This window comes from Nakamurella sp. GG22 (assembly GCF_052976845.2).
Window position 1 is genome coordinate 301,892 of sequence record NZ_JBRIIO020000002.1, and the last position, 21,760, is coordinate 323,651.

General features: G+C 66.9%; 18 protein-coding genes. 13 read left to right on the forward strand and 5 right to left on the reverse strand.

Annotated elements, in window-relative coordinates:
- Positions 1 to 42: 42 nt before the first annotated feature.
- From atzF to ACVBEQ_RS03745, 3 genes are all read right to left on the reverse strand, one after another.
- Positions 43 to 1,851, reverse strand: coding sequence for an allophanate hydrolase (atzF, locus tag ACVBEQ_RS03735; protein ID WP_447152073.1), 1,809 nt, complete (start codon positions 1,849 to 1,851; stop codon positions 43 to 45).
- A gap of 98 nt (positions 1,852 to 1,949) precedes the next feature.
- Entirely contained in the window at positions 1,950 to 2,648 is a 699-nt protein-coding gene (locus tag ACVBEQ_RS03740; protein WP_447152074.1) for a GntR family transcriptional regulator, read from the reverse strand.
- Between the two features lie 72 nt (positions 2,649 to 2,720).
- Positions 2,721 to 3,707, reverse strand: coding sequence for an SCO0930 family lipoprotein (locus tag ACVBEQ_RS03745; protein ID WP_447152075.1), 987 nt, complete (start codon positions 3,705 to 3,707; stop codon positions 2,721 to 2,723).
- A gap of 211 nt (positions 3,708 to 3,918) precedes the next feature.
- On the opposite strand from ACVBEQ_RS03745, the gene ACVBEQ_RS03750 reads away from it, so the two are divergent.
- Positions 3,919 to 4,467 (forward strand): RNA polymerase sigma factor, encoded by a 549-nt coding sequence (locus ACVBEQ_RS03750; RefSeq protein WP_447152076.1) that lies wholly within the window; start codon positions 3,919 to 3,921, stop codon positions 4,465 to 4,467.
- A gap of 76 nt (positions 4,468 to 4,543) precedes the next feature.
- A complete protein-coding gene (locus ACVBEQ_RS03755; RefSeq protein ID WP_447152077.1) occupies positions 4,544 to 5,233 on the forward strand; it encodes an anti-sigma factor in 690 nt (229 codons plus the stop codon).
- 56 nt (positions 5,234 to 5,289) lie between these two features.
- On the opposite strand, the gene ACVBEQ_RS03760 is transcribed toward ACVBEQ_RS03755, so the two are convergent.
- Positions 5,290 to 5,649: a hypothetical protein gene (locus ACVBEQ_RS03760; protein WP_447152078.1), complete on the reverse strand. Its 360-nt coding sequence runs from the start codon at positions 5,647 to 5,649 to the stop codon at positions 5,290 to 5,292.
- Between the two features lie 559 nt (positions 5,650 to 6,208).
- Here ACVBEQ_RS03760 and ACVBEQ_RS03765 point away from each other — a divergent pair.
- The 11 genes from ACVBEQ_RS03765 to ACVBEQ_RS03815 all read left to right on the forward strand — a co-directional run bounded on the left by ACVBEQ_RS03765 (position 6,209) and on the right by ACVBEQ_RS03815 (position 21,287).
- Entirely contained in the window at positions 6,209 to 7,144 is a 936-nt protein-coding gene (locus ACVBEQ_RS03765) for an ABC transporter ATP-binding protein (RefSeq protein ID WP_447152079.1), read from the forward strand.
- Positions 7,141 to 7,956: an ABC transporter permease gene (locus ACVBEQ_RS03770; protein ID WP_447152080.1), complete on the forward strand. Its 816-nt coding sequence runs from the start codon at positions 7,141 to 7,143 to the stop codon at positions 7,954 to 7,956. The genes ACVBEQ_RS03765 and ACVBEQ_RS03770 overlap by 4 nt, the downstream gene beginning before the upstream one ends.
- 657 nt (positions 7,957 to 8,613) lie before the next feature.
- Positions 8,614 to 11,400, forward strand: a complete 2,787-nt coding sequence (locus ACVBEQ_RS03775; RefSeq protein ID WP_447152081.1) for a helix-turn-helix transcriptional regulator — start codon at positions 8,614 to 8,616, stop codon at positions 11,398 to 11,400.
- Positions 11,401 to 11,674: 274 nt separating this feature from the next.
- On the forward strand, positions 11,675 to 12,040 hold the full coding sequence (locus ACVBEQ_RS03780) for a heavy-metal-associated domain-containing protein (RefSeq protein WP_473163157.1): 366 nt from the start codon (positions 11,675 to 11,677) through the stop codon (positions 12,038 to 12,040).
- A 688-nt stretch (positions 12,041 to 12,728) separates the two neighbouring features.
- A complete protein-coding gene (locus ACVBEQ_RS03785) occupies positions 12,729 to 13,481 on the forward strand; it encodes a CPBP family intramembrane glutamic endopeptidase (RefSeq protein WP_447152083.1) in 753 nt (250 codons plus the stop codon).
- A gap of 618 nt (positions 13,482 to 14,099) precedes the next feature.
- Complete coding sequence (locus tag ACVBEQ_RS03790) at positions 14,100 to 15,068, forward strand: NAD(P)-dependent alcohol dehydrogenase (RefSeq protein ID WP_447152084.1); 969 nt, start codon at positions 14,100 to 14,102, stop codon at positions 15,066 to 15,068.
- A gap of 420 nt (positions 15,069 to 15,488) precedes the next feature.
- The gene (locus ACVBEQ_RS03795; protein ID WP_447152085.1) at positions 15,489 to 17,339 is read left to right on the forward strand and encodes a multicopper oxidase domain-containing protein; all 1,851 of its coding nucleotides are present in this window, start codon (positions 15,489 to 15,491) and stop codon (positions 17,337 to 17,339) included.
- 77 nt (positions 17,340 to 17,416) lie between these two features.
- Positions 17,417 to 17,866, forward strand: coding sequence for a hypothetical protein (locus tag ACVBEQ_RS03800; protein WP_447152086.1), 450 nt, complete (start codon positions 17,417 to 17,419; stop codon positions 17,864 to 17,866).
- Between the two features lie 85 nt (positions 17,867 to 17,951).
- Entirely contained in the window at positions 17,952 to 19,055 is a 1,104-nt protein-coding gene (locus ACVBEQ_RS03805) for a flavin-containing monooxygenase (protein ID WP_447152087.1), read from the forward strand.
- 190 nt (positions 19,056 to 19,245) lie between these two features.
- The gene (locus ACVBEQ_RS03810) at positions 19,246 to 20,595 is read left to right on the forward strand and encodes an alpha/beta fold hydrolase (RefSeq protein ID WP_447152088.1); all 1,350 of its coding nucleotides are present in this window, start codon (positions 19,246 to 19,248) and stop codon (positions 20,593 to 20,595) included.
- Positions 20,596 to 20,816: 221 nt separating this feature from the next.
- Positions 20,817 to 21,287 carry a hypothetical protein gene (locus ACVBEQ_RS03815; RefSeq protein WP_447152089.1) on the forward strand — a complete coding sequence of 157 codons (471 nt, stop codon included), beginning with the start codon at positions 20,817 to 20,819 and terminating at the stop codon, positions 21,285 to 21,287.
- A 144-nt stretch (positions 21,288 to 21,431) separates the two neighbouring features.
- Here ACVBEQ_RS03815 and ACVBEQ_RS03820 read toward each other — a convergent pair whose 3' ends face one another.
- Complete coding sequence (locus ACVBEQ_RS03820) at positions 21,432 to 21,578, reverse strand: DUF305 domain-containing protein (RefSeq protein WP_447152090.1); 147 nt, start codon at positions 21,576 to 21,578, stop codon at positions 21,432 to 21,434.
- Positions 21,579 to 21,760 lie beyond the last annotated feature (182 nt).

A 21,760-nucleotide genomic window follows, 5' to 3' on the forward strand; every position in this document is an offset into this window, starting at 1 on the left:
CCTGGTTCCGGGAGTGGGCGAGACGGCGAGGTGGCTGAGTGCTCAGCCGGCGGGAGAATCGGTGGCTGTTGCGTCGGCGAGGTAATTCCGCCAACCGCCGAACTCGGTGATGTCGGTGGTGTCGCCGGTCAATGCGGATGTATCCGCAACGAAGCCGACAGCGGTCGTGCCGTCAGCCAGGGCCACCCTGCCCATGCAAACCGACTGCGAAGAGCCGGCCAGGATCGGAACGCAGGCCGCGGACGGCACTGTCCAGGTCTCCACCTCGATCGCCGCGCCGCCGGACTCGACGGCGACGAGGACGGGCACAGGGTTGGCGCCGCCGACCCGCAGCAGCCGGTAGTTCGGCGCAGTGCGCGTACTGGCCAGCAGCACACCGCCGCGGTCGGCCAGGTCGCTGTTGCGGGGTTGGCCGGAGAGATGGTGGCCGACCACGACAAGTGTGACCGGGTCGGGGATCTCGATGACCGGCGCGGGCGCGGGAACAGGCAGTTGGGCACCGGTCAATGCGGCTGCCATCGCCAGAACCCGGTCATCGGCCAGCGCCGGACCCAGCACCATCAGCGCGGCGGGACGGCCGTCGGCGGTCAGCCCGCACGGCACGACCGTGGCGCACAGGTCGAGTAGGTTCCCGAAGTGGGTGTAGTGGCCGAGGGCGGTGTTCGCGCCGATGGGATCGGCGTGCACCTCGTCGACGGTGAACGTCGTCCCGATGGCCGGCAGGACGAGCACGTCCATCTGCTGCCACAGCCGGTCGACCCCCACCCGCAATTCCCCGAGCCGGTGTTCCGCCGCGAACACGTCCACCGCCGAGTAACGCGCGCCGCCCTCGAGAATGGTGCGGATCACCGGCAGCACCCCGTCCGGGTGGTCGGCGAGGAAGTCGCCGAACTCCGCCAGTCGTTCTGCGACCCAGGGGCCCTGGTACAGCAACTCGCCGGCCGCCAGGAAAGGTCCGAACGGCGCCCGGACCACGCTGCCGAACGTGCGCTCGATGCCGGCTCTCGCGGCCAGGTGGGCGTCCCGCATCAGTTCGTCGCCGAAGAACTCCAGTTCGGAGATGTCCGGTAGGCCGACGCGAAAGGTGTTCACCGGCCTGGTGTCCCGTTGCCGTTCGCGCGTGTCGGGATCGTTGCGGTCGATGCCGGCGACGACATCGAAGACGGCGGCGAGGTCGGGCACGGCCGCCGCGATCAGGCTGATGCAATCCAGTGATCGGCACGCAGGAACGAGCCCGACGGTGCTGATCAGACCGCGACTGGGCTTGAAGCCGGCGACACCGTTGAGGGCGGGTGGCACCCGGCCCAAACCGGCGGTGTCGGTCGCGACGGCGAACGGCACCACCCCAGCCGCCACCGCGAGCGCCGAGCCGGAACTCGACCCCCCGGAGACCATGTCTCCGCCGAAGACGCTGCGCGGCAACGAGTACGGCGTCCGGGTTCCGTTCAGGCCGGTGGCGAACTGGTCGAGGTTGGTCTTCCCGACGAAGATCGCGCCGGCATCGATCAGCTTCGCGACCACCGGCGCGGTCTCCGTCGCCGTGTAGGTGTACTCCGGACAGGCCAGTGTCGTCGGCACCCCGCTGACGTCGATGCTGTCCTTGACGCCAAATGGGATCCCGTACAGGGGCAGGGATTCCGGGTTCGGATGGGCCTCGAGTTCCTTCGCCCGCAGGAGCAGTTCCGCGCGGTCCAGGACGGTGATCCAGGTCCCGTCGTCTCCGCGGTCGGCGATCCGGGCCAGCACCTGGTCGACGACCTCGGTCGGCGTGATGGCCGACGAACGATAGGCCTGCGCCATCTCCGCGATGGTGAGACCGACCACCGGACCGGCGTCTGCTGTCTTCGGCATTCGTCGATTGTCGACAATCGGTGTATCAGGTGTGGAACTGCTGTGTTAACTCTGGACTACGCGCTCAGTTCTGAAAATCCGCCCAGCTTCGGACCCGATCAGCTGCGAACTGAGGTGGCGACCTCGCGCCGGTACTGCAGGTAACGCTGACCGCCGTGGTCATAGAGCGCCTCGAGAACCACGTCCGGGTCGTTCGTCTCCAGTGCGGTCAGCAGGGCCTCGTGCCGGCGGATTCCCTCCCCCGGCCCGACCAGCGACGCCTCCAGCCGCAGGTTGACCGCCATCGGCCGCTGCAGTTTGACCAGGATGGGCTCCATCGCCAGATCCAACTGCCGGTTGCCGGCCAGCCCGACGATGGCCGCGTGGAACGCCCGGTGCGCGTCGTCCCGGGCGAGTTCGTCGTCGGACTCCTCCGCGATTCGCATCTGCTGCAGGCGCTCCCGCACCACCGCCAGCGGGTCCTCACCGGTGCGGGACAGCGGCAACGCGGTGACGATGGCGTGCCGCTCCAGCACCGCGCGGATCTCGAACAACTGGTGGATGTCCTCGTCCGACCAGGTCGTCACCCGTGCCCCGCGCCGCGGGAGGTGCTCGACGAGGCCCTGCTGCACCAGGAGCCTGAGCGACTCCCGCAGTGGTGCGCGACTGATCGAGAAGCGTTGACAGATCTGCTCTTCGATCAACCGCGCACCCGGCTCGAGGGTGCCGCTGAGGATCTCGTCACGCAGCCGCCGGGTGGTGGCCTCGACCAGGCTGGGGGCGAAGAGGTCGACCTGAGGGCCTGGTTCGGCGGTCATCGAGCCCCCTCCCGGTCTGTACTTCGCGATCGACGAGCCCGTGTGATGGTGGCCAGTCTAGGAGCAGGCGGATCACGCGGTCGTCTTCACCAGCTTGCAGTTCGCATCGACGGCGTACCACTTGCCACCGGAGCCCTGCCCGTTCGCCTCGCCCGGCGCGGCGTCACCGGCGTAGTAGTACAGCGCCCACTTGCCCATCACCAGTTGCCGGGTTCCGTCCGGCCGCTCGATGGTGGAGACGCCCGAGGACTGAAGCTCATCGGAGATGACGAACCCGTCGTCGACGGTGAGCGGGGGCCAGGCCTGTGCGCACGCGTCGAAGCAGCTCGACTGCTTCTCCGGGTCGTCGGTGAAGGCGTAGAGGGTGTGGCCGTTCGCGCCGACCATCACCTCGCCCAGGTTGCCCACGTCGGCCAGCGCCACCACCGGCCCGGCCGGGGCTGGCTCTTCGGTCGGTGCGGGTGCTGGCTCTTCGGTGGGTGCGGGTGCCGGTGCGGGGGTTGACGTCGCTTCCGCAGCCCCGGTTGCGGCGGTGTCCCCCTTGATCAACTTGCCGGCAGCGTCCTCGGCGAACCACACCCCGCCGACGCCCTGGCCGTTGGTCTCCCCGGGCGCGCCATCGCCGGCGTAGAAGTACATAGGCCACTTGCCGACCTTCAGCTGACGGGTGCCGTCCGGGCGGTCGACCGTCGTGACCAGCGCCGGGTCGATCCCGTCCGGGGTCGGGACGTCGCCGGCGGGCACTGTCACGGCCGGCCATGCCGCTGCGCAGGCGTCGAAGCAGGTGCTCACCCCGTCGACGTCCTTGGTGAACGCGTACAGGGTGTGCCCGTTCGCACCGACCAGCACCTGGCCGAGCGACCCGGCTTCTGCGAGGTCGAAGGAGCCTGCGGCTGCCTTCGTGACGGGCGCCGGCGCGGCTGAGGAGGGCGAGGAGCCGATCGCTGCGGCCGGGGAGACCTGTGCGGTTCCGGCCAGCTGGGATTGGCCACAGGCGGAGAGGAACAGTCCGGCCGCCACGAGCCCGACGGGTGCGGCGATGATCGAACGCAGTTTCATGGGGGTGCCTTTCGGAAGGAGGTGAATGTCCATCCCCGGGTACGGCGGCCGTTGCGAAACGGTTCTCGGTCGGTTGCGGCTGCCACCCACCGCTACTTAATTCGTTTGACAAGTCCCGCGAACCGGTTGGCCATTTCCCTCGTACTCCCGGGTATGAGCTGCCGTGTCTCCTCGACAAGCGCGATTGACGCTGCCGACTACCCTTGTCCTGGTGCTGACCCCGGACGAGCTGCGGCAGTTTCGCGCGGGCGAAGCCGATGGGGTCCGGGCGGTCTACCGCGAATACGGGCGGCTGGTTTTCGCGGTGTGCCGCAATCAGCTGGGCTCGCAGCAATTGGCCGAGGAAGCGACCCAGCAAACGTTTCTGAAGGCGTGGAAATCTGCCGGGACGGTCGACCTGACGAAGGACCTGGCGCCGTGGCTCGCGACCATCGCACGGCGGACGGCCATCGACGTCTACCGGCAGGAATCCCGCGAGAAGTCGTCGGCGCTGGACGACGTGTCCGCCGGGCATCCCGCTCTGGTCCAGGCCCCCGTGGCGATCGAGCGGACCTACGACGTCTGGCAGGTCCGGCAGGCACTCGACGAACTGCCGGACGACGAACGCGAGATCGTGCAACTGCAGCACCTCGAGGGGATGACCCAGACAGCGGTCGCCGAGCGGCTCAACCTGCCGGTGGGCACGGTGAAATCCCGATCGTTCCGCGCGCACAAGAAGCTGGCCGCACGTCTTGGCCACCTACGGGAAGGATTCGATTGACGCGGTGAGACCCGGCGCACCGGGCGTAGTGAGGACCACAGCAACCGGAATTACCCTGCGGGAGGAGGTGACAACGATGGATGACGGAGCCGGCACCGGCGACGCGATGGACCGCGCGCGCATTGATCACCTCGCAGGTGAGGGCGGCATCGAACTCGACGCGGACGACCGTGCCGAACTGGACGCACTGCGGGATCTGCTGGCCGATCCGACGCTCTGGGCCGAACCACCGCCCGGTCTCGAGGACACGGTGGTTGCAGGCATCACTGCCGCGGCTGCTCAGCAACGTGCAGCGGACGCCCCGGAGGCACCCATCGACCTCGCCTCCCGCCGCCCTCGCTGGAAGCGCCCCGCCTTCTTGGTTGCGGCGGCCGCGGCGGTGGTCGCCGTCGCCCTGTCCGCGGTCCTGCTGCTGCGCGACCCGTCAGCCGAACGACGGTTCGACGTCGCGCTCGCGGCAACGGAACTCGCGCCGGGAGCCTCCGGGACGGCGACGATGCTGAAGAAAGATTCCGGGTGGGAGATCCACCTGGACGCGACCAGCCTGCCCCGGCTCGACGGCGGGCGCTTCTACCAGGCCTGGCTGCGAAACGAGGCCGGGGTGTTGGTGCCGATCGGCACGTTCAACGAAGGCACCGACGTCATCCTCTGGGCGGGCGTCTCCCCGCAGGACTTCCCCGCCATGACCATCACGCGGGAGGAGGCCGACGGGGAGCAGGATTCCTCGGGTCAGCGGGTGCTGGCCGGGACCGCCGTGGAGCAATGAGGCAGTGGGACCAATGAGGCAGTGGGACGGTGCCGGGGCCGGCAGAGTGCTCGACATCAGGCGTATTCGAGCCTGTCGGACACGTTTGCTTCGTCGAATGCGCGGGTGAGGTCGTCTCGGGTGCCTTGGAAGTGCGCCCAGCCCTCGAAGTGTGCCGGGATCACGCGGCGCGCACGCAACGCACGGGTGACCCAGGTGGCCTGCGTGTTGTCGAGGGTGACGAGCTGGGCGTCGAGCATCGGCTTGTGCCGTACTCCACCGAGGAAGAGGATCGCGGTGTCGATGGGGGCATACCGGTCCGCGATGTGCTGCACGTAGTTCAGAGATAGATCGAGGACGCCTCCTCTCCGACGTTGGCGAGCCTGGCATACAGCCACTGGCGTCGAGAAAGCAGCTGCCGGATCGTTCGTCGGCATCGTTGCAAGGTCGTCGTTTGGTGGGGGTCCAGCCGCCGATCGCCCCATCAGGACGGTGGTCCCGCCCGCCCGACGGGTACCGCTGGCCGCCAGGCCCCCACGCGAAGAGGAAGGGACCCTGCTAGAGGTCCTGCAGCGTGCGCTCGGGGCTTATCCCATCGGCGGGTAAGACCCGGCGGGGCAACCACCGTGTCGACGTGGAGGGTTGGATGCGTGACGCGGGGAGGTTAATCCGGAACGGCTGACCTACCCATTTCACCTCCTGCTCGGGATTTTGCGACGACCAGTTCAATGCCTGCCGACAGCTGGTTCAGATTTCGGTTGCCGTTGAGAGTTCGCGAGAATCGCCGGATCAAGGCCCCGGCTGGTTAAGGTCCCGGCGCGGCAAACCCGGCGAAATCACCGGCGCGACACCAGCCCGCCTCCGGCGAAGGTGATGGGTGTCAAGGCCACCTATGCCACCCAGTCGGAGGCAGCCAGCACGGTGGCCCCATCTGTACAGCGCTTCACCGACCCGTGTCACGACCTAGCCCACCACCATTCAGAAAGGGCAACCACCATGATCGAAGCGGAAAACCTCAGCAAGCGGTACGGCGACAAACTCGCGGTCGACGGCTTAGGTTTCACCGTCCAGCCCGGAATCGTCACCGGCTTCCTCGGCCCGAACGGGGCCGGAAAATCCACCACGATGCGGATGATCGCCGGCCTGGACAGACCGACGGGCGGCAGCGTCACGGTGAACGGTCGCGACTACCGGTCAGCCCACGCGCCGATGACCGAACTCGGCGTGCTCCTAGAGGCCAAGGCGGTGCACACCGGCCGCTCCGCCAAAAATCACCTGCTCGCGCTGGCGCAGACGAACGGGATCAGCCGCCGCCGGGTGGATCAGGTCATCGATCTCGTCGGTCTGCAGCAGGTCGCCGACAAACGGGTCGGGGGGTTCTCCCTCGGCATGGGGCAACGGCTGGGCGTGGCAACGGCACTGTTGGGCGACCCGCAGACCGTGGTGTTGGACGAGCCGGTCAACGGCCTGGACCCCGAGGGTGTCCTGTGGATGCGGACCATGCTCAAAGACCTCGCCGCCCGCGGGCACACCGTGTTCGTGTCCTCCCATCTGATGAGCGAGATGGCTCAAACCGCAACTCGTCTCGTCGTCGTCGGTCGGGGCCGGCTGATCGCCGACACCACCGTCACGGACTTCGTCGCGCGAGCGTCAATCCGGTCCGTCATGGTGCGGACCCCCGAGGCCGCGAGGCTGCGCGACCTGTTGCTCGCCACCGGCGTCACCGACATCACCGTTGTTGACAACCACCCCGACGTGCTGCGGGTCGGCGGTCTGACCGCGGACCACATCGGCACGATCGCCTGGCAGTCCCACATCCTCCTCTACGAACTCACCGTCCAACACGCATCGCTGGAGGAAGCATTCATGACACTCACCCAGGACTCCGTCGAATACCGCTCCACCGACCACGCTGCGGCGGTGGCGGCATGAACAGCATCCTGACTCCCATCGGGACGACGTCCGCACAACGGCTACGGGTGACCCAATTGCGAGTTGTGCGGTCCGAATGGACGAAGTTCCGCTCGCTTCGCTCCACCCTCTTCACTCTGGTCGCCGCCGTGTTCCTGATGATCGGCCTCGGCGCCTTGCTCGCGGCGATCACCGCCCATCAGCCCCGCACCTTCGGGGCCGTCGCCAACCCGATCTCGACCAGCCTGACCGGCACCTTCATCGCCCAACTCGCCATTGGAGCGCTCGGGGTGCTCCTGATCACCGGCGAATACAGCACGGGCATGATCCGCTCCTCGCTCACCGCTGTGCCCCGCCGGTTGCCGATGCTCTGGGGCAAGCTGGCCGTGTTCGCCGCCGTTGTGTTCGTGACCCTGCTCGCCGCCAGCGTCGCGGCGTTCCTGGTCGGGCAAGCGCTCTTGAGCGGGTACCTTCCCACCGCCACCCTGTCCACCCCTGGCGCACTGCGGTCCGTCATCGGGGCCGCGCTGTACCTCACCGTCGCCGGAATCACCGCCGTCGCGCTGGGTGCGTTGCTGCGCAACACCGCTGCCGCCATCACCACGTTCGTCGCGGTCTTCTTCGTCATCCCACCGATGACAAATCTGCTGCCCTCATCCTGGACCGACCACTTCACGCAATACCTGCCCTCCAACGCCGGCTCGGTGCTCATCGACGGCACCTTCGGCGTCGCTCACCCGCTGTCTCCCTTCACCGGATTCGCAGTGATGAGTAGCTACGCGATCGCCCTGATCGGACTCGCCGCCTGGCGACTCCACCACGCCGACGCATAGCGCCGGGAACGTCGTCGACCCGCCCGCAAAGACCATGGCCGGCGGCGGCTCGGGCCCCGCGGCGGCCGTCGCCCTAAATGACGTTCGTCTTCGACGAGGACGTCGTGCCGCCGTCAGCAATCCTCAGGTAGGCCTTCTACCCCACTCACTACACCCACCTGTTCAAGGAGTCAGCATGACCACCCGACTCACCGACCCGAAAACCAACCCAGGTTCACCGTCCCCTGTTCCGGAGCCGCTGACGAAACACAAATGGCGCTAATGATCTGGCTCGCGGTTTCCGACTCTTACCGTCCTCAATGTGGGCCTCGGCAACTGGCTCCGCGCTGATGTCGATATCGAGATTGGCGCCGTCAACGCTGATCGGACGTTAACGACATCCTCGGTGGAGCCGTCCATGTCGTCGACGCAAAGATCGGCTGACGGTGGCCATTCCGATCAAGTAGTTGCATGAGCCTTTCCGGCAGCTGGGCGTGATTCCGTGTCCGACCGATTCTTCAACGCCCAACCCAACCCGAACCCCTGGTGCGAGCCACGGTCAACGCTGGTGGGTGACTAAATTGGAGGTTGCGGACTGCCCGGCGTTGATCGGATGCTCTTCCCAGGTTGGTGAGCGAGCGGGCCTGCTCGCTCACCGTGTAGTCGCCGGGTTCGCGGGTGGAGCACCGGACCGGCTTCGCCTACGCTGCCGAGGTGCTTCACGGCCGGGATCGGGAACAGAAGCGCCTCCTGGCGCTGCTGGCCGATGCCCGCCACTCCCGGGGTAGTGCGTTGGTGGTCCGCGGGCAGCCGGGTGTCGGGAAGTCCGCGCTGCTGGCCGACTTGGTGGACCGCGCTATTTCTGATGTCGCGGAGGGCATGCAGGTCCTAACAACCCGAGGCATCGAGTCGGAGTCGCCGTTGCCGTTTGCGGCGTTGCAGCGGTTGCTGCGTCCGGTGATGCGGCTCGTGGAACACCTCCCTGCGCGGCAGGCGACGGCGCTGCGAGCGGCGTTCGGGGAAAGCGACGCCGGGGCGGGTGACCGGTTCCTGGTCTTCCTGGCCACGCTCAGCCTGCTGGCGGAGGCGGCCGAGGTGTCACCGGTGCTGTGTGTTGTCGATGACGCTCACTGGCTGGATGAAGCCTCCACTGCCGCACTGCTCTTCGTGGCGCGCCGGCTCGGACCGGAACGGGTTGCGATGCTGTTCGCGGCCCGCGATGGTGACGTCCGCCGTTTCGAAAGCGATGAACTGCCCGAGCTGCTGGTTGGCGGCATCAACGCGGCCGCCGCGACAGCGTTGCTCACCGACCGGGCCGGTGCGCCCGTCGCCGATGACGTTCGGGACCGGCTGATGAGGCAGACCGGGGGGAACCCACTGGCTCTGGTCGAGCTGCCGGGGTCGCTCTCGCCGGCCCAGCTGGCCGGTAGCGCACCATTGCCGGTGGACCTCCCGCTGACCGAGGGGGTGCAGCGGGTTTTCCTGGACCGCAGTCGCCGGCTATCCACGGACACGCAGACATTGCTGTGCGTTGCGGCCGCCGACGATTCGACCAAGGTGAGCGTGGTTCGGAAGGCCGCGGAACTGCTCGGCATCGGCCATATCGCCTTCAACGAGGCCGAGGGATCTGGGTTGCTGACCGTCGCCGGGAACGACATCGGTTTCCGCCACCCGCTTGTCCGTTCCGCTGTTTATCAGGCGGCTGCAACGCACGTTCGACAGCAGGCGCATCGGGCGCTGGCCCAGGTAATGACCGACGGTCAGGACGCTGACCGGCGCGCCTGGCACCTCGCCGCAGCGGTCGACGAACCCGACGCCCAGGTCGTTGCCGAGCTGGACGACGCCGCTCGGCGCGCAGCGGCCAGGGGTGGATTCGAGGCCGCCAGTGCGGCTTTCGAACGGGCCGCAGAGCTGACCAGCGACGAGCAGGGCCGCAGCGCCAGGCTTCTCGCTGCGGCCACCAACTCGTATCTGGCGGCGCAGTTGCCGCGGGCGATGCGTCTGGCCAGCAGCGCCCGGGCCGGTGTCACCGATCCTGTGGTGCGCGCCGACCTGGATCGGCTCCGCGGACGCATTGAATTCGTTGCCGGTTCCGTGCCGGTCGGCGTCGGAATCTGGGATCAGGCCGCCCGGGACGTGGTGGCGACCGACCCGCAGCGGGCACGCGAAATCGGAATGATCGCTGCGGCAGGGTCCACCTTCCTGCCTGAACAGGACCGCACCGATCTCGATCCCGCAGAACTCTTGGCGTCCAGCGTCCAGGACACCTCGATCCGGGCAAGGTGCTTCACCCACCTGTTGACCGGGTTTTACCACCTGAACCACGACGGCCTTGCCGCCGCAGCCGATTCTCTGCGGCAGGCCGTCATACTGGGCCGTGACACTTCCGAGACGGACCTGCTGACCAACCTCGGGATCGCGACCTTCCACCTTGGCGACGACGACGGCTTCCGCCGCTTGTTCAGCCGCCTGTTGACCCGGGCGCGCAACGACGGGGCGATAGGTCTGGTCCTGTTCGCGTTGCCGCGGTTGGCGCTGGCCGACCTCTCGGGCGGGAACTGGACCGGCGCGGCCGCCCATGCCACCGAAGCGGTGGAACTGGCCCGCAGCAGTGGGCAACAAGGCCTCACCGCAATGCCCCTGGCGCAACTGGCGCTGCTCGCCGCGTGGCGCGGCGATCAGGCTTATGACGGCCTGTTGGCCCAGTTGGATAAGGTCACCGCCGGGCAGCCTGCCGGCATCCTGGGCGTGCTCATGCAGGACACCCGGCGGTGGGCCCAGGGCTGCCGCGCAGCGCTCACCGGCGAACCAGCGGCCGCGCTACACCACTTCCAGCAGATGACCCAGCCCACACTGACGCGACTTGCCGCTCACGACCGGTTGGACATCGCCGCCCGGACCGGCCACCTGGACACCGCCGCGAAATGGGTGACAGAACTAGAACAATTCGCGGAAATAACCGACACCCCGCACGCCCGACGAGCCGTCGCCTTCGGGCGCGCCTTGTACACGGCACAAGGGGAATCAGCACCGGAAGCCGAGAGATTCTTCGGCCAGGCTCTCGGAACCGAGCCAAGCCAGGACCGCCCATTCGAACGAGCCCGCACCCACCTGGCCTACGGGGAGTTCCTCCGCCGGTCCCGCCGCCGGGTCGATGCACGAGAACAGTTGCGAACGGCTCTTCAAATCTTCCAGGACCTAGGCGCCGAACCATGGGTGAAGCGCGCCGAACTGGAACTACGGGCCTCCGGTGAGACCGCACGGAAACGGGATGCCTCCACGAGCGTGGCGCTCACCGCGCAGGAACGGCAGATCGCTTCGTCTGTCGCACAGGGGCTTTCCAACCGCGAAGTCGCCGCCCAGTTGTTCCTCAGCCCCAGGACAATCGACTTCCACCTCCGCAATGTGTTTGCAAAGACGGGTATCACCTCGCGCAGCGAACTGGCGAGGATCAACCTCGGCTGATGGCCGACGGCAGCCGAGCGCATCGGTCAGCCGGCTGGGTGTGGTCAGGTCACCTCCGACGGAGGCGACCTGCGGCTGAGCGCAGCGTGGCTTTGCGACCGAGGAGATACAGGTGGTTTCGCCGGCGCGAGAACGAGTCATCGCCGCCAACACTGGTGAGACAACCGCACCACGAAGCTCAAGTCATTCCCCTGAAACAAAGTCACCTGACCAGCAGTACGGCGGCCGATGCCCGGTCACCGCGAAGGGAAAGACAAGTCCCGTCCACACCATCATGACGACGGCCGACGCCCGGCTGTCGATGGCCAACAACGGGACGGTGCGTGCCGACCCGAGACTGCGCTGTGCCGGGTGGCCTCTGCCAACGAACCAACCCGGCGCCTTGTCGATTCGTGGAGGAGCGGTCATGATGTTCAACACCCCGCGAGTGTTCGTTGGCACCACCACGATCTTGATCGCGGGCATGAACTCTGCCACCGACCTCCAGACGGTCGGCGAAGCGATCAACCAGTTCCCCGGAATTCGGCTCATCACTGCTGATGAGGTTGCCGGAGTCATCACAGTGACCGCCGAACGACCGGTGGACCGCACGGATCTGACCGCCGCCATCGTGCAGGCCGGTTACACCGTGTTGGAATAGCACGCCGGACCCCTGGAAAATGTCGTCGGTGCGGACCGCGGTGGTCCGGACAGCAGGGTCTGCACGCCGCCGGTAGGTCCGTCGGTGCCGGCCGGAGAAGCGCAAGCGGCGCTGACCATCGGGGAGTGTGCGTGAGCGGACGACCGCGACACTGAGCCACCGGCGCCGAGCATGACACGAAAGTAGGCGTCTGCCGCGCATTCGATTCAGCGGGCGATCTCGGCTGAATGGAACGGTGCATCTTGCATTCCCGTGGGCTGGCGGCGAGGGCGTCGAATGCGTGTTGTGAGGCTGAGACTGTCGATGCCGTGCAGAGCGGCGAGATCAGCCGCTGTCATGACCGATGGGCCGTCGGGATCGTGCTGGGCGGGAACGCACCAGTGCGGATCCCTGCGTGGGGAGAGGATCACCTACACCCCGAGGGCAACCAACTCGCCGATCCTGGCTGTTCTGCCGGTGTGAGCAATCGCCGTCCCAAGCAAGGTCGTCGGCATCAACTGACCGCCTAGGGACGCTACCGGCCAACCGATAGAGGCCTCCAGAGTCCGGCGAACCCAGAACGGAGAGGCTTGCCATGGCCGTCCGGCTAAAGACATTGCGCATGACATCGCAGACAGCCGACCACCGGCACGCGGACAGATCCAGTCGCCGTCGAACCACGGAAGCAGTTACGTTCGTCGGGGTCTGGATGACAGCCGGGTACCTGCTGCATCTCGGCAGCGACGCCTACCTACTCCTGGGGATCCCGCTCACCATCGCCTTTCAGGTGCTCGTCCGCCGCCGTCCACTGCGCGAACTGTTCGCTCGCACGACGACCCGATTCGCGTTGGACACGAAGGGTTTCGCGCTGGCGGTCGGCCTGGCGCTGGTCCCCGGGTACTTCGCGGCTCGGGCTCTGGTCGACAGCGACTGGACCCTCTTCAGCTGGTACCTCTCAGCCATCGCCGGTGCCTTCGCCGCCGCGTTCGCGCTGCGTGCCGGCTCGCTTTGGGCCGCGGTGCGCTCAGCTGCCCTGCCGATTGCCATCGGTGCGAGCGGCATGGCGCTTGTGTACGGAACCGTGCACGTCTCGACCGGGGCGCCGCTGCCTGTGGCGGCAGCGCTCGCCGCAATGGCCAAATACAGCGCGCTGTACTTTCCGGCGACGTTCCTGCTCGAAGAGGTCGCGTTCCGTGGCGCCCTCGACGAGCACGTGCATCACGACGGTGACCGAGGCGGCTGGCGGTCCGCAGTGTTGGTGTCGGCGCTATGGGGGCTGTGGCACCTACCCGTCTCAAACAGTCTGCCGGTGCCGCTGCAGGTGGTGGAACTGGTCGGCGTGCATGTCGTGCTCGGGGTGCCCTTGTCGCTCGCATGGCGCCGCTCCCGCAACCTGGCCGGACCTGCCCTGGCACACTCCGTCAACGACGCCGTCCGCAATGCCTTCATGCTCGGCCTCTAGAAAGGACGTCAAGTCGCGCCCGCCGTTGCGGGTCTTCAAGGCAGTGGAAGGGGTGGCATCTCGCAACTGGCCGGGCGTCCCTGCACTTGCGCTGACAATAACGTCCGAGGGCGAGCTGACGATCGGGTCGACCAGCAGCGTGCCCCGCGTCATCAACGGCGTTGCCCCGAAGTGCTGGTCGCGGATGCGACGCCACCGCCGCCCGCGCAAGGGATCGTCGACGTCGTCTCATCGGTCCTGAACGGCGGACCGCTGGCTACGTCATCCGAGGCGCACTCGTGGACGCGGCCAACCGAAACCGAGCCCCCGCTCGGCACATCACTGCCGCAGCGGCGGTCGTGCCGGCCGCCTGAACTCAGCTTTGCGGTGGATCCCGGTGATTTCACCGGCGCAACCATCACTTCTTCGGACGAAAACTGAGGCCCGGCAGTCTTGAATGATGGTCCGCTGCTGAGACATCACGGCTTCCTTTCTTCGATGGTGCTCTAGCACACACCCCTTGACCAAGCACCTCTCACCCGAAAACACACCCAAACTCCGGAAGGGAAAACGATCATGAGCTTTGACGGCAAGAACATCGCGAGGACCGAGACAAACCAAGCGGCAGGTGATTCAACAATGCGGGCGATCGTGCAGGACCGCTACGGCTCCACCGAGGTGCTGCACGCGGCACGGATCGGCCGACCGGTCATCGCCGACCACGAAGTACTGATCCAGGTGCATGCGGCCGGTGTTGATAGGGGCACCGTGCATCTGACGACCGGCACGCCGTACCTGATGCGGGCCATGGGGTTCGGGTTCAGCGGGCCGAAGAACCCGGTGCTCGGCCGGGACGTCGCCGGCACCGTCGCGGCGGTCGGATCAGCGGTCACCAGGTTCGCCGTGGGCGACGAGGTGTTCGGCATCAGCCGGGGCTCCTTCGCGGAGTACGCCGCAGCCCGGGAGGACAAGCTCGCTCACAAACCGGCGAACATCTCCTTCGAGCAGGCAGCGGTCGTCGGGATCTCCGGCGGCACCGCGCTGCAGGCGTTGACGGCTGGGCGGTTGCAGCCGGGACAGCACGTGTTGATCATCGGTGCCTCCGGCGGCGTCGGCAGCTACACGGTGCAATTGGCCAAGGCCGCCGGGGCGGCGGTCACCGGGGTCGCCAGCACCGGAAAAGTTGACCTGGTAGCAAGTCTCGGTGCCGATCGGGTCGTCGACTACACCCATGACGACTTCGCCGACGGAGTCCATCACTACGACCTGATCATCGACATCGGCGGCAACTCCCCGCTGTCCCGGCTGCGGCGTGCGCTCACCCCCACCGGCACCGCCGTGATCGTCGGCGGCGAAAGCAAGGGCAACCTGACCGGCGGCATCGACCGACAGTTGCGGGCGTTGCTCCTGACCCGGTTCATCGGCCAACGACTGACCGGCTTGGTCGCCAAGGAACGGGCCAGCGACCTGGAGGTCCTCGCCAACCACATCACCGCCGGCAACGTGACCCCGAGCATCGACCGGACGTACCCCTTGGACCGGGTGCCCGAAGCGATGCGGCACATCGAGGCCGGCAGCGTCAAAGGAAAGATCGCGATCACCATTTGAACCCGCCAACGGATGTCCCGAGGTGGTGAGAAAACGCGGTCATGAGGTTCCCACCGTAAAGGGATGGTGCAGGAACCAGGTGGTTTCACCGGTGCGACCGCACCATGCGTCACCGATGATTGACGACATACAACCAGTTAGCCCCTTCCACGACTCCACCCCGCTCATCCCTCAGTTAGTACAGCGGCCGAAGCCCGGCCACCGTGGAGGGGAGAGCAGGACTTAACGGTCCCGCCATCACCACGACCCCGATGCCCGGAGGCCGATGACGGAGAAGAGGAATACCGTGTGCCGTCCAGCGACCCCAGTCAATGCCGGCGCAGCGCTTGAAATAGTCGAAGTGTTTATTACACAACAGCTTCCAACACACGGGGTCAATCGGCCGCCATGCGTGAAGGCCACCAGGAAAGGAACACCACGATGACCACCACCTCGGCAACCGAGCATGATTCGCCGACCGGCTGTTCGCACAGCGGGGTCGGGCGCGAATCAAGCGGGCAGGATGCGTTCAGCGCCGACATCACCGGCCTTCCCGGCAGCGGTCCCACCCCGACCGTTCAGCTGGCCGACGGCGCCGTGTACGAACTGCGCGTGGGACCGGTGACCAAGCAGATCGGTGAGGCCACGGTCCGGATGCTGGCCTACAACGAATCCGTCCCCGGGCCTAACCTGCGCGTCCGGCAGGGCACCGAAGTCATCGTGAACGCCGCCAACGACGGCGACCTGGAAGCCACCGTGCACTGGCATGGTCTGCGGCTGGACAACCGGTTCGACGGCACCCACCACACCCAGGACCCCATCGAGGTGGGCGGCGAGTTCGGCTACCGGATCTCCTTCCCCGACCCCGGCGTGTACTGGTACCACCCACACATCCGGCAGGACTACGGCCAGGAAATGGGCCTGTACGGCACCATCATCGTCGAACCCACCGACCCCCACTACTGGCCGCCGGTGAACCGGGAAATCGCCCTCACCTTGGACGACATTCTGCTCACCGACGGCGCTGTCGCCCCGTTCAGCCGCACCCAGACCACGCACACCGCGATGGGCCGGTTCGGTGACGTGCTCCTCGTCAACGGCGACCCGGACCTGAAACTCGCCGCACGGGCCGGCGAGGTCGTTCGCCTCTACCTGGTGAACACCGCCAACACCCGGGTTTTCAACGTCGCGATCCCCGGTGCCCGAATGAAGCTCGTCGGCGGCGACAGTGGCCGCTACGAACACGAACAGTTCGTCCAGTCGGCCGTTCTGGCCCCCTCCGAACGCGTCGTCGTCGACGTGCAGTTCGCAGAACCCGGGACGCTGATGCTGGAGCACCACACCCCCGACCGGGTTTACCCGCTGGCCGAGGTCACTGTGAGCGGAGAGCGTGTCACTCACGATCTGACCGACGACTACAGCTTCTTGCGGGTCAACGCTGACATGGTCGCCGAACGCGACCGGATCACCCCCAAGCTGCAGGGAGACCCGGATAAGACCGTCGCATTCGTCGCCCAGATGGACATGGATGAGCCCGATACTGAACCCGGTGCCGTGGTGATCTATGCCTGTCCGATGCACCCGGAGGTGATCAGCGCGGAACCTGCCCGGTGCCCGAAATGCGGGATGAAACTGCTCTCGATCGCGGTGACGACGGCCGGGTACGTCTGCCCGATGCATCCCGAGGTGACCAGCACGAAACCCGCCCGGTGCCTGGACTGCGGGATGAAACTGCTACCCGTGCACCTGGTCGGGTCGACCACTGGACACGCCGACCACCAGAACCACGCAGCGCACCACAGTCCGGCTCCCTCGTCCGCGGCTCATCATCACGCTGGCCATGCGCCCGCGGGGGAAGGCATCGAGTGGGAGGACGACATGGTGGAGGTGAATCAGAGAACCACCCAGGCGAACATGCGGTGGATCCTTCTCGACCGGGAGACCGAAGCGCGGAACCACGGCATCAACTGGCGGTTCCGGGTCGGCGACCAGGTGAAGATCAGACTGGTCAACGAGATGGACTCCGACCACCCCATGCACCACCCGTTCCACGTGCACGGGGCCGGCCGATTCCTGATCCTGAGTCGCGACGGCACCACCGAGTCCAATCTGGTGTGGAAGGACACGGTGCTCGTGCGGCGCGGTGAAACGGTCGACATCCTCTTGGACGTAACCAACCCCGGTATATGGATGGCGCATTGCCACATCGCCGAGCACCACGAGAGCGGCATGATGTTCAACTTCCACGTCGACCCCGCCGACAATTCAGCGACCGCAAGCGGGACCCACTGATCCGAAGAGCGGCCCAGACGGACACGCGAAATAGTACTAGCCACCGGCAACTACTCCACGCCCGACAAGAGCTTCACGTGAACGCAACTCGCACCACCGAAACCTGGCGTTTTATTCGGCATTTCTTGGAGATTTTTGCTGCCATGGTGCTCGGCATGCTGGTTCTTGGGCCACTGTGGCCGACCGTTAATGGGGTCGAATTCCGCGCCCTGGTGATGGCCACCAACATGACCATCGGGATGGCGGCCTGGATGGCCGTCCGCCGGCACTCCTGGCCAGCCATCGTTGAGATGAGCGCGGCGATGTACGCGCCGTTCGTCGCCCTGTTCGCACCCTATTGGACCGGGCTGATCACCGCCGGTGGCCTGTTTTTGCTCGGCCATCTGCTGATGCTGCCGGCCATGCTGCTCGCGATGCTGCACCGCCGCGCCGAATACACCACGCACCACAGCGGACTCAGGGGTCGGGACCTCTATCCCGCGATAAATCGTTCGGGGAGCGGCGGCGGAATGCTGGTGACTCTGTGACCCGGCTATTTCACCGGCGCGACGACACCTGGTCCAGCTCAACACTCATCGCAGAGCACTTCATCCCCCTTTCAAGGAGTCCATCGTGACGATCCCCAGCGGTAGCTATGTTCATCCCCAGGATTCGGTTCTCGATGTGCTCGTCATCGGTGCCGGCCAATCCGGGCTGGCGATCGGACAGCAGCTGCAGAAGCGTGGCCGCTCGTTCCTGATCGTGGATGCCGGCCCGGAGACCGGGCACGTCTGGCGGTCACGCTGGGACTCGCTCACCCTGTTCACCGCGGCCCGGTACTCGGGCCTGCCGGGCCTGCCATTCCCAGGTGACCCGGCCAGCTACCCAGCGAAAGACGCCGTCGTGCAATACCTCCGCGACTACGCCACGACGTTCGGGTTGCCGATCCGACACCACACCCGGGTCACAAGCGTGACCCGGGACGGAGCCGGATTCGCCGTCCACACCGATAGTGAGGCCTTCCATGCCACTCAGGTTGTGGTGGCCACCGGACCGTTCCAGATACCCGTGATCCCCGCGGTCGGGACCGCCATCGGCCCGGACATCATGCAGCTGCACAGCTCCGCCTACCGCAACCCCGACCAGCTGCCCGACGGGCCGGTCCTGGTCGTCGGCGCAGCCAACTCCGGTGTACAGATCGCGGCAGAACTGCACCGAACTAGGCCCGTCACCCTCGCGACCGGATCTGCCACCCGCTCATTGCCGCAACGGATTCTGGGCCGGGACCTGTTCTGGTGGCTCACCAGGACGGGGTTGTTCACTGCCCCGGCACACTCCCGGTTGGGCCGCCGATTCCGCAACAGCGGCGAACTGGTCATCGGGACCAGCACCCGCAAGCTGGCCGAGGCCGGTGTCACCGTGCGACCGCGAGTCACCGCAACCGACGCCAGCACGGTGACCTTCGCCGACGGTGCCACGACTGCCCCGGCGGCCATCGTGTGGGCCACCGGCTATCGCTCCGACTACGGGTTCATCGACATCACCGGCGCCACCGATGACGCCGGCGCACCAGTCCACCAGCGGGGCGTCAGCCCCATCGCCGGGCTGTACTTCCTCGGGCTGCCCTGGCAGCACACCAGGGGATCGGCGCTGCTCGGCTTCGTCGGTGCGGACGCCGCACATATCGCCGGCCAGATCGCGAACGCCCCGGCCAACGCGCCTGCGACTGTTGTCTGACCGCCGCACCGCCGATCCCGGCGATTTCACCGGCGCGACCGGGCCCTGCACCGACCAAGACTGAACCATCCGCTTCCAGGTCAGGAGACCCGTGATGTCACTGCACCACAGCATCATTCAAGACACCGCCGCACGGCCACCGGTGACGACAACTGGCCCTGACGGCTCCCGAGTCGGTGCGGACTCCCCCGTGACGGCCGGCCGAGTTTCCCCGACACGTCGGCGGCACAACCGGTGGCCGATGCGGGTGGTCGTCGCGTTGAGCCTGTTCGTCGGGCTCGCCGCCGCCGCGGTCGGTGTGGTCGTGTCTGCGGGCGGGACCGAGCCGGTGGTCGACGCGCTGGTGCTGCTCGCCTTCGCCGCGGGATGGACTGTCCTGTTGGCATTGTCGGTGTTGTTCACCGACTACCCGCAGAAGTGGGCCGCCGTTCCGGCCGCCGTGATGGGTGTGGGCGGTGCGGCGCTGCTCATCCTCACCCCGAGCAACGCGGTCATGGACGCCCTCGGCTGGGTGTGGCCGCCGGCCCTGCTGGGTCTGCTGGTCTGGATGACCGTCCAGATCCGCCGGCAAATGCCGCGCCGCGGCGGCCGATGGATGCTCTACCCGGTTATCGCGGTCACCGCCATCGCGGCGGTCGGCGGCGGAATCCACACCGTCACGCAATCTGTCGACCAGGCATCTGCCGAAAGCATTCCCGGGCAGCTCATCGACGTCGGCGGCCACCGGCTGTACCTGTCCTGTACCGGATCCGGTGAACCCACCGTCATCCTGGAACCCGGCCTCGGCGGAACCTCCGCAGCCTGGGGATGGATCGAGCCCTCAGTCGCGACACACACCCGGGTTTGTGTCTACGACCGGGCGGGCCGCGGCCGCAGCGATTCCTCACCGACAGCGCAGGATGGCGACCAAATCGCCACCGACCTGCACACCCTGCTGGAACGCGCGAACATCACCGGCCCGTTGGTCATGGTCGGGCACTCCCTGGGCGGCCTGTACGTGCTGGATTACGCCGACCGGTATCCCGAGCAGGTGGCCGGGATGGTGCTGCTGGACGCCACCCCACCCACAGCGTTCACCGCACTACCCGACTATCCCGGGATCTATGACATGTTGACCACCGCAACCGGGTTGTTTCCCGGCCTGGCCCGCCTCAGCGTCGCCCAGCTGGTCAACGCTTTGAGCGATGCCGGGCTGCCCGCCGAGGCCGAGCGCCAGGTACGCGTCGACTCATCCACCGCCGGGCATGCCCGCAGCCAACGGGATGAGCTCGCCTTGGTCCCGACGATGATGGCCCAGGCGCGCGCGGTCACTGACCTCGGTGAACTTCCCCTGTACGTCGTCACCGCGCCGGTGGATACCCAAAACGGCTGGCTCGCTGCGCAGATGGAGCTGGCGGCGTTGTCGGACAACAGCGTTCACCTGGTCGTCCCCGGCGCCAGCCACCAAGCACTGCTCGACAACCAAACCGCCGCCGCCGCCTCCAGTCAGGCGATCAACCAGGTTGTCGACGCCGCCCGGACCGGCACACCACTGAAGTAGACGAGGGCACAACCGGGTGTCGACAGCACCCTCAACGCACCAGTTGTCGAACGAGAGAGAACACCTGACCCGCCGGAAAGGGACTGATCATGAAGGATAAACCCAGCGACGTCGAGACGACCGAGGGAAACCACACACCGATCGAAAAAACAGACGACGTCCGGACACTGAGTTCACCACGCTCCGCTCCAGCATCAGCGTCCCCCGGGCGAAGGATGAGCATGGAACCGAACCCGGATGGTGTTCTCGGGACGCCGCCTCGGACGACCCTGACAAGACTGTTCGCGAACGGTCGCGCACCGCTCATCTGGGGCGCCCTCTGGGGCGTTCTCCAAGCGGCAGCACCACTGAGCCTGTGGTGGCTTGACGCGGCGACGGTCTACGGCATGTCCATCGCCTTGATCGCAGCGGTGTACATCGGCTTCGCGGTGGCCGACGGTCGCCCGACCGTCATCGCCGCGGAAACCATCGTCGCTGGCGCATTCGCGGTCCTCGCCGCCGCCGGCGTCACCGGCTCGGCGTGGCTGATCGTCATCGGCTTCGCCGGCCACGGGTTGAAGGACCTCTGGCAGCACCGCAACCACTTCGTCGCCAACACCCGGTGGTGGCCCCCGTTCTGCGCGACCGTCGACTTCGTCGCAGCTGCGATCATCGCCGTGGCGATCGTCAGCGGAGTCACCCTCCATCAATAAGGGTGCTCCCTGGCCGCAATAGGTCGGCCGATACAAAGCCAGATCCTTCGGACCGCAGCGCTGTGGTTCCAGGGCTTAGACCGTCGCAGGGCTGCTGCCGTGGTGGCCGGTGCTGGAACCGGCCACCACGGCATGGGCCTGGTGTCAGAGGGTTTGCAGGCGTTGCTGCATCTCGCTGATTTCGGCGGTCTGGCTGGTCTTGATCGACGCGGCCAGGGTGAGGGCGTCGGGGTTGCTGCCGTCGGCGATCTCGGTGTCGGCCATCTCGATGGCGCCCTGGTGGTCGCTCACAGAGGTGACGTGCCGCCTGGCTGCGTTCCGGACCCGGTGTCCTGTGGCGCGGGAGCAGCGGCGGTATTGGTGTCCCGGACGCGCCTGCCATCGCGATCAACTGAGTGGCGCGGCCGTCAACGGCGACAACGATCGCGGTTCGACCCGTGGCGGCGAGCTCTTCCCGCCGTGGGCGAGACACT

Excerpts from the sequence above, each read along its gene's own strand:
- ACVBEQ_RS03785 (WP_447152083.1), top strand. The coding sequence starts at position 12,729 with ATGACAGCCGGGTACCTGCTGCATCTCGGCAGCGACGCCTACCTACTC.
- ACVBEQ_RS03815 (WP_447152089.1), top strand. The coding sequence starts at position 20,817 with ATGGAACCGAACCCGGATGGTGTTCTCGGGACGCCGCCTCGGACGACC.
- ACVBEQ_RS03790 (WP_447152084.1), top strand. The coding sequence starts at position 14,100 with ATGCGGGCGATCGTGCAGGACCGCTACGGCTCCACCGAGGTGCTGCAC.
- ACVBEQ_RS03745 (WP_447152075.1), bottom strand. The coding sequence starts at position 3,707 with ATGAAACTGCGTTCGATCATCGCCGCACCCGTCGGGCTCGTGGCGGCC.
- ACVBEQ_RS03765 (WP_447152079.1), top strand. The coding sequence starts at position 6,209 with ATGATCGAAGCGGAAAACCTCAGCAAGCGGTACGGCGACAAACTCGCG.
- ACVBEQ_RS03740 (WP_447152074.1), bottom strand. The coding sequence starts at position 2,648 with ATGACCGCCGAACCAGGCCCTCAGGTCGACCTCTTCGCCCCCAGCCTG.
- ACVBEQ_RS03780 (WP_473163157.1), top strand. The coding sequence starts at position 11,675 with ATGACGACGGCCGACGCCCGGCTGTCGATGGCCAACAACGGGACGGTG.
- ACVBEQ_RS03795 (WP_447152085.1), top strand. The coding sequence starts at position 15,489 with ATGACCACCACCTCGGCAACCGAGCATGATTCGCCGACCGGCTGTTCG.
- ACVBEQ_RS03755 (WP_447152077.1), top strand. The coding sequence starts at position 4,544 with ATGGATGACGGAGCCGGCACCGGCGACGCGATGGACCGCGCGCGCATT.
- ACVBEQ_RS03770 (WP_447152080.1), top strand. The coding sequence starts at position 7,141 with ATGAACAGCATCCTGACTCCCATCGGGACGACGTCCGCACAACGGCTA.
- ACVBEQ_RS03760 (WP_447152078.1), bottom strand. The coding sequence starts at position 5,649 with ATGCCGACGAACGATCCGGCAGCTGCTTTCTCGACGCCAGTGGCTGTA.
- atzF (WP_447152073.1), bottom strand. The coding sequence starts at position 1,851 with ATGCCGAAGACAGCAGACGCCGGTCCGGTGGTCGGTCTCACCATCGCG.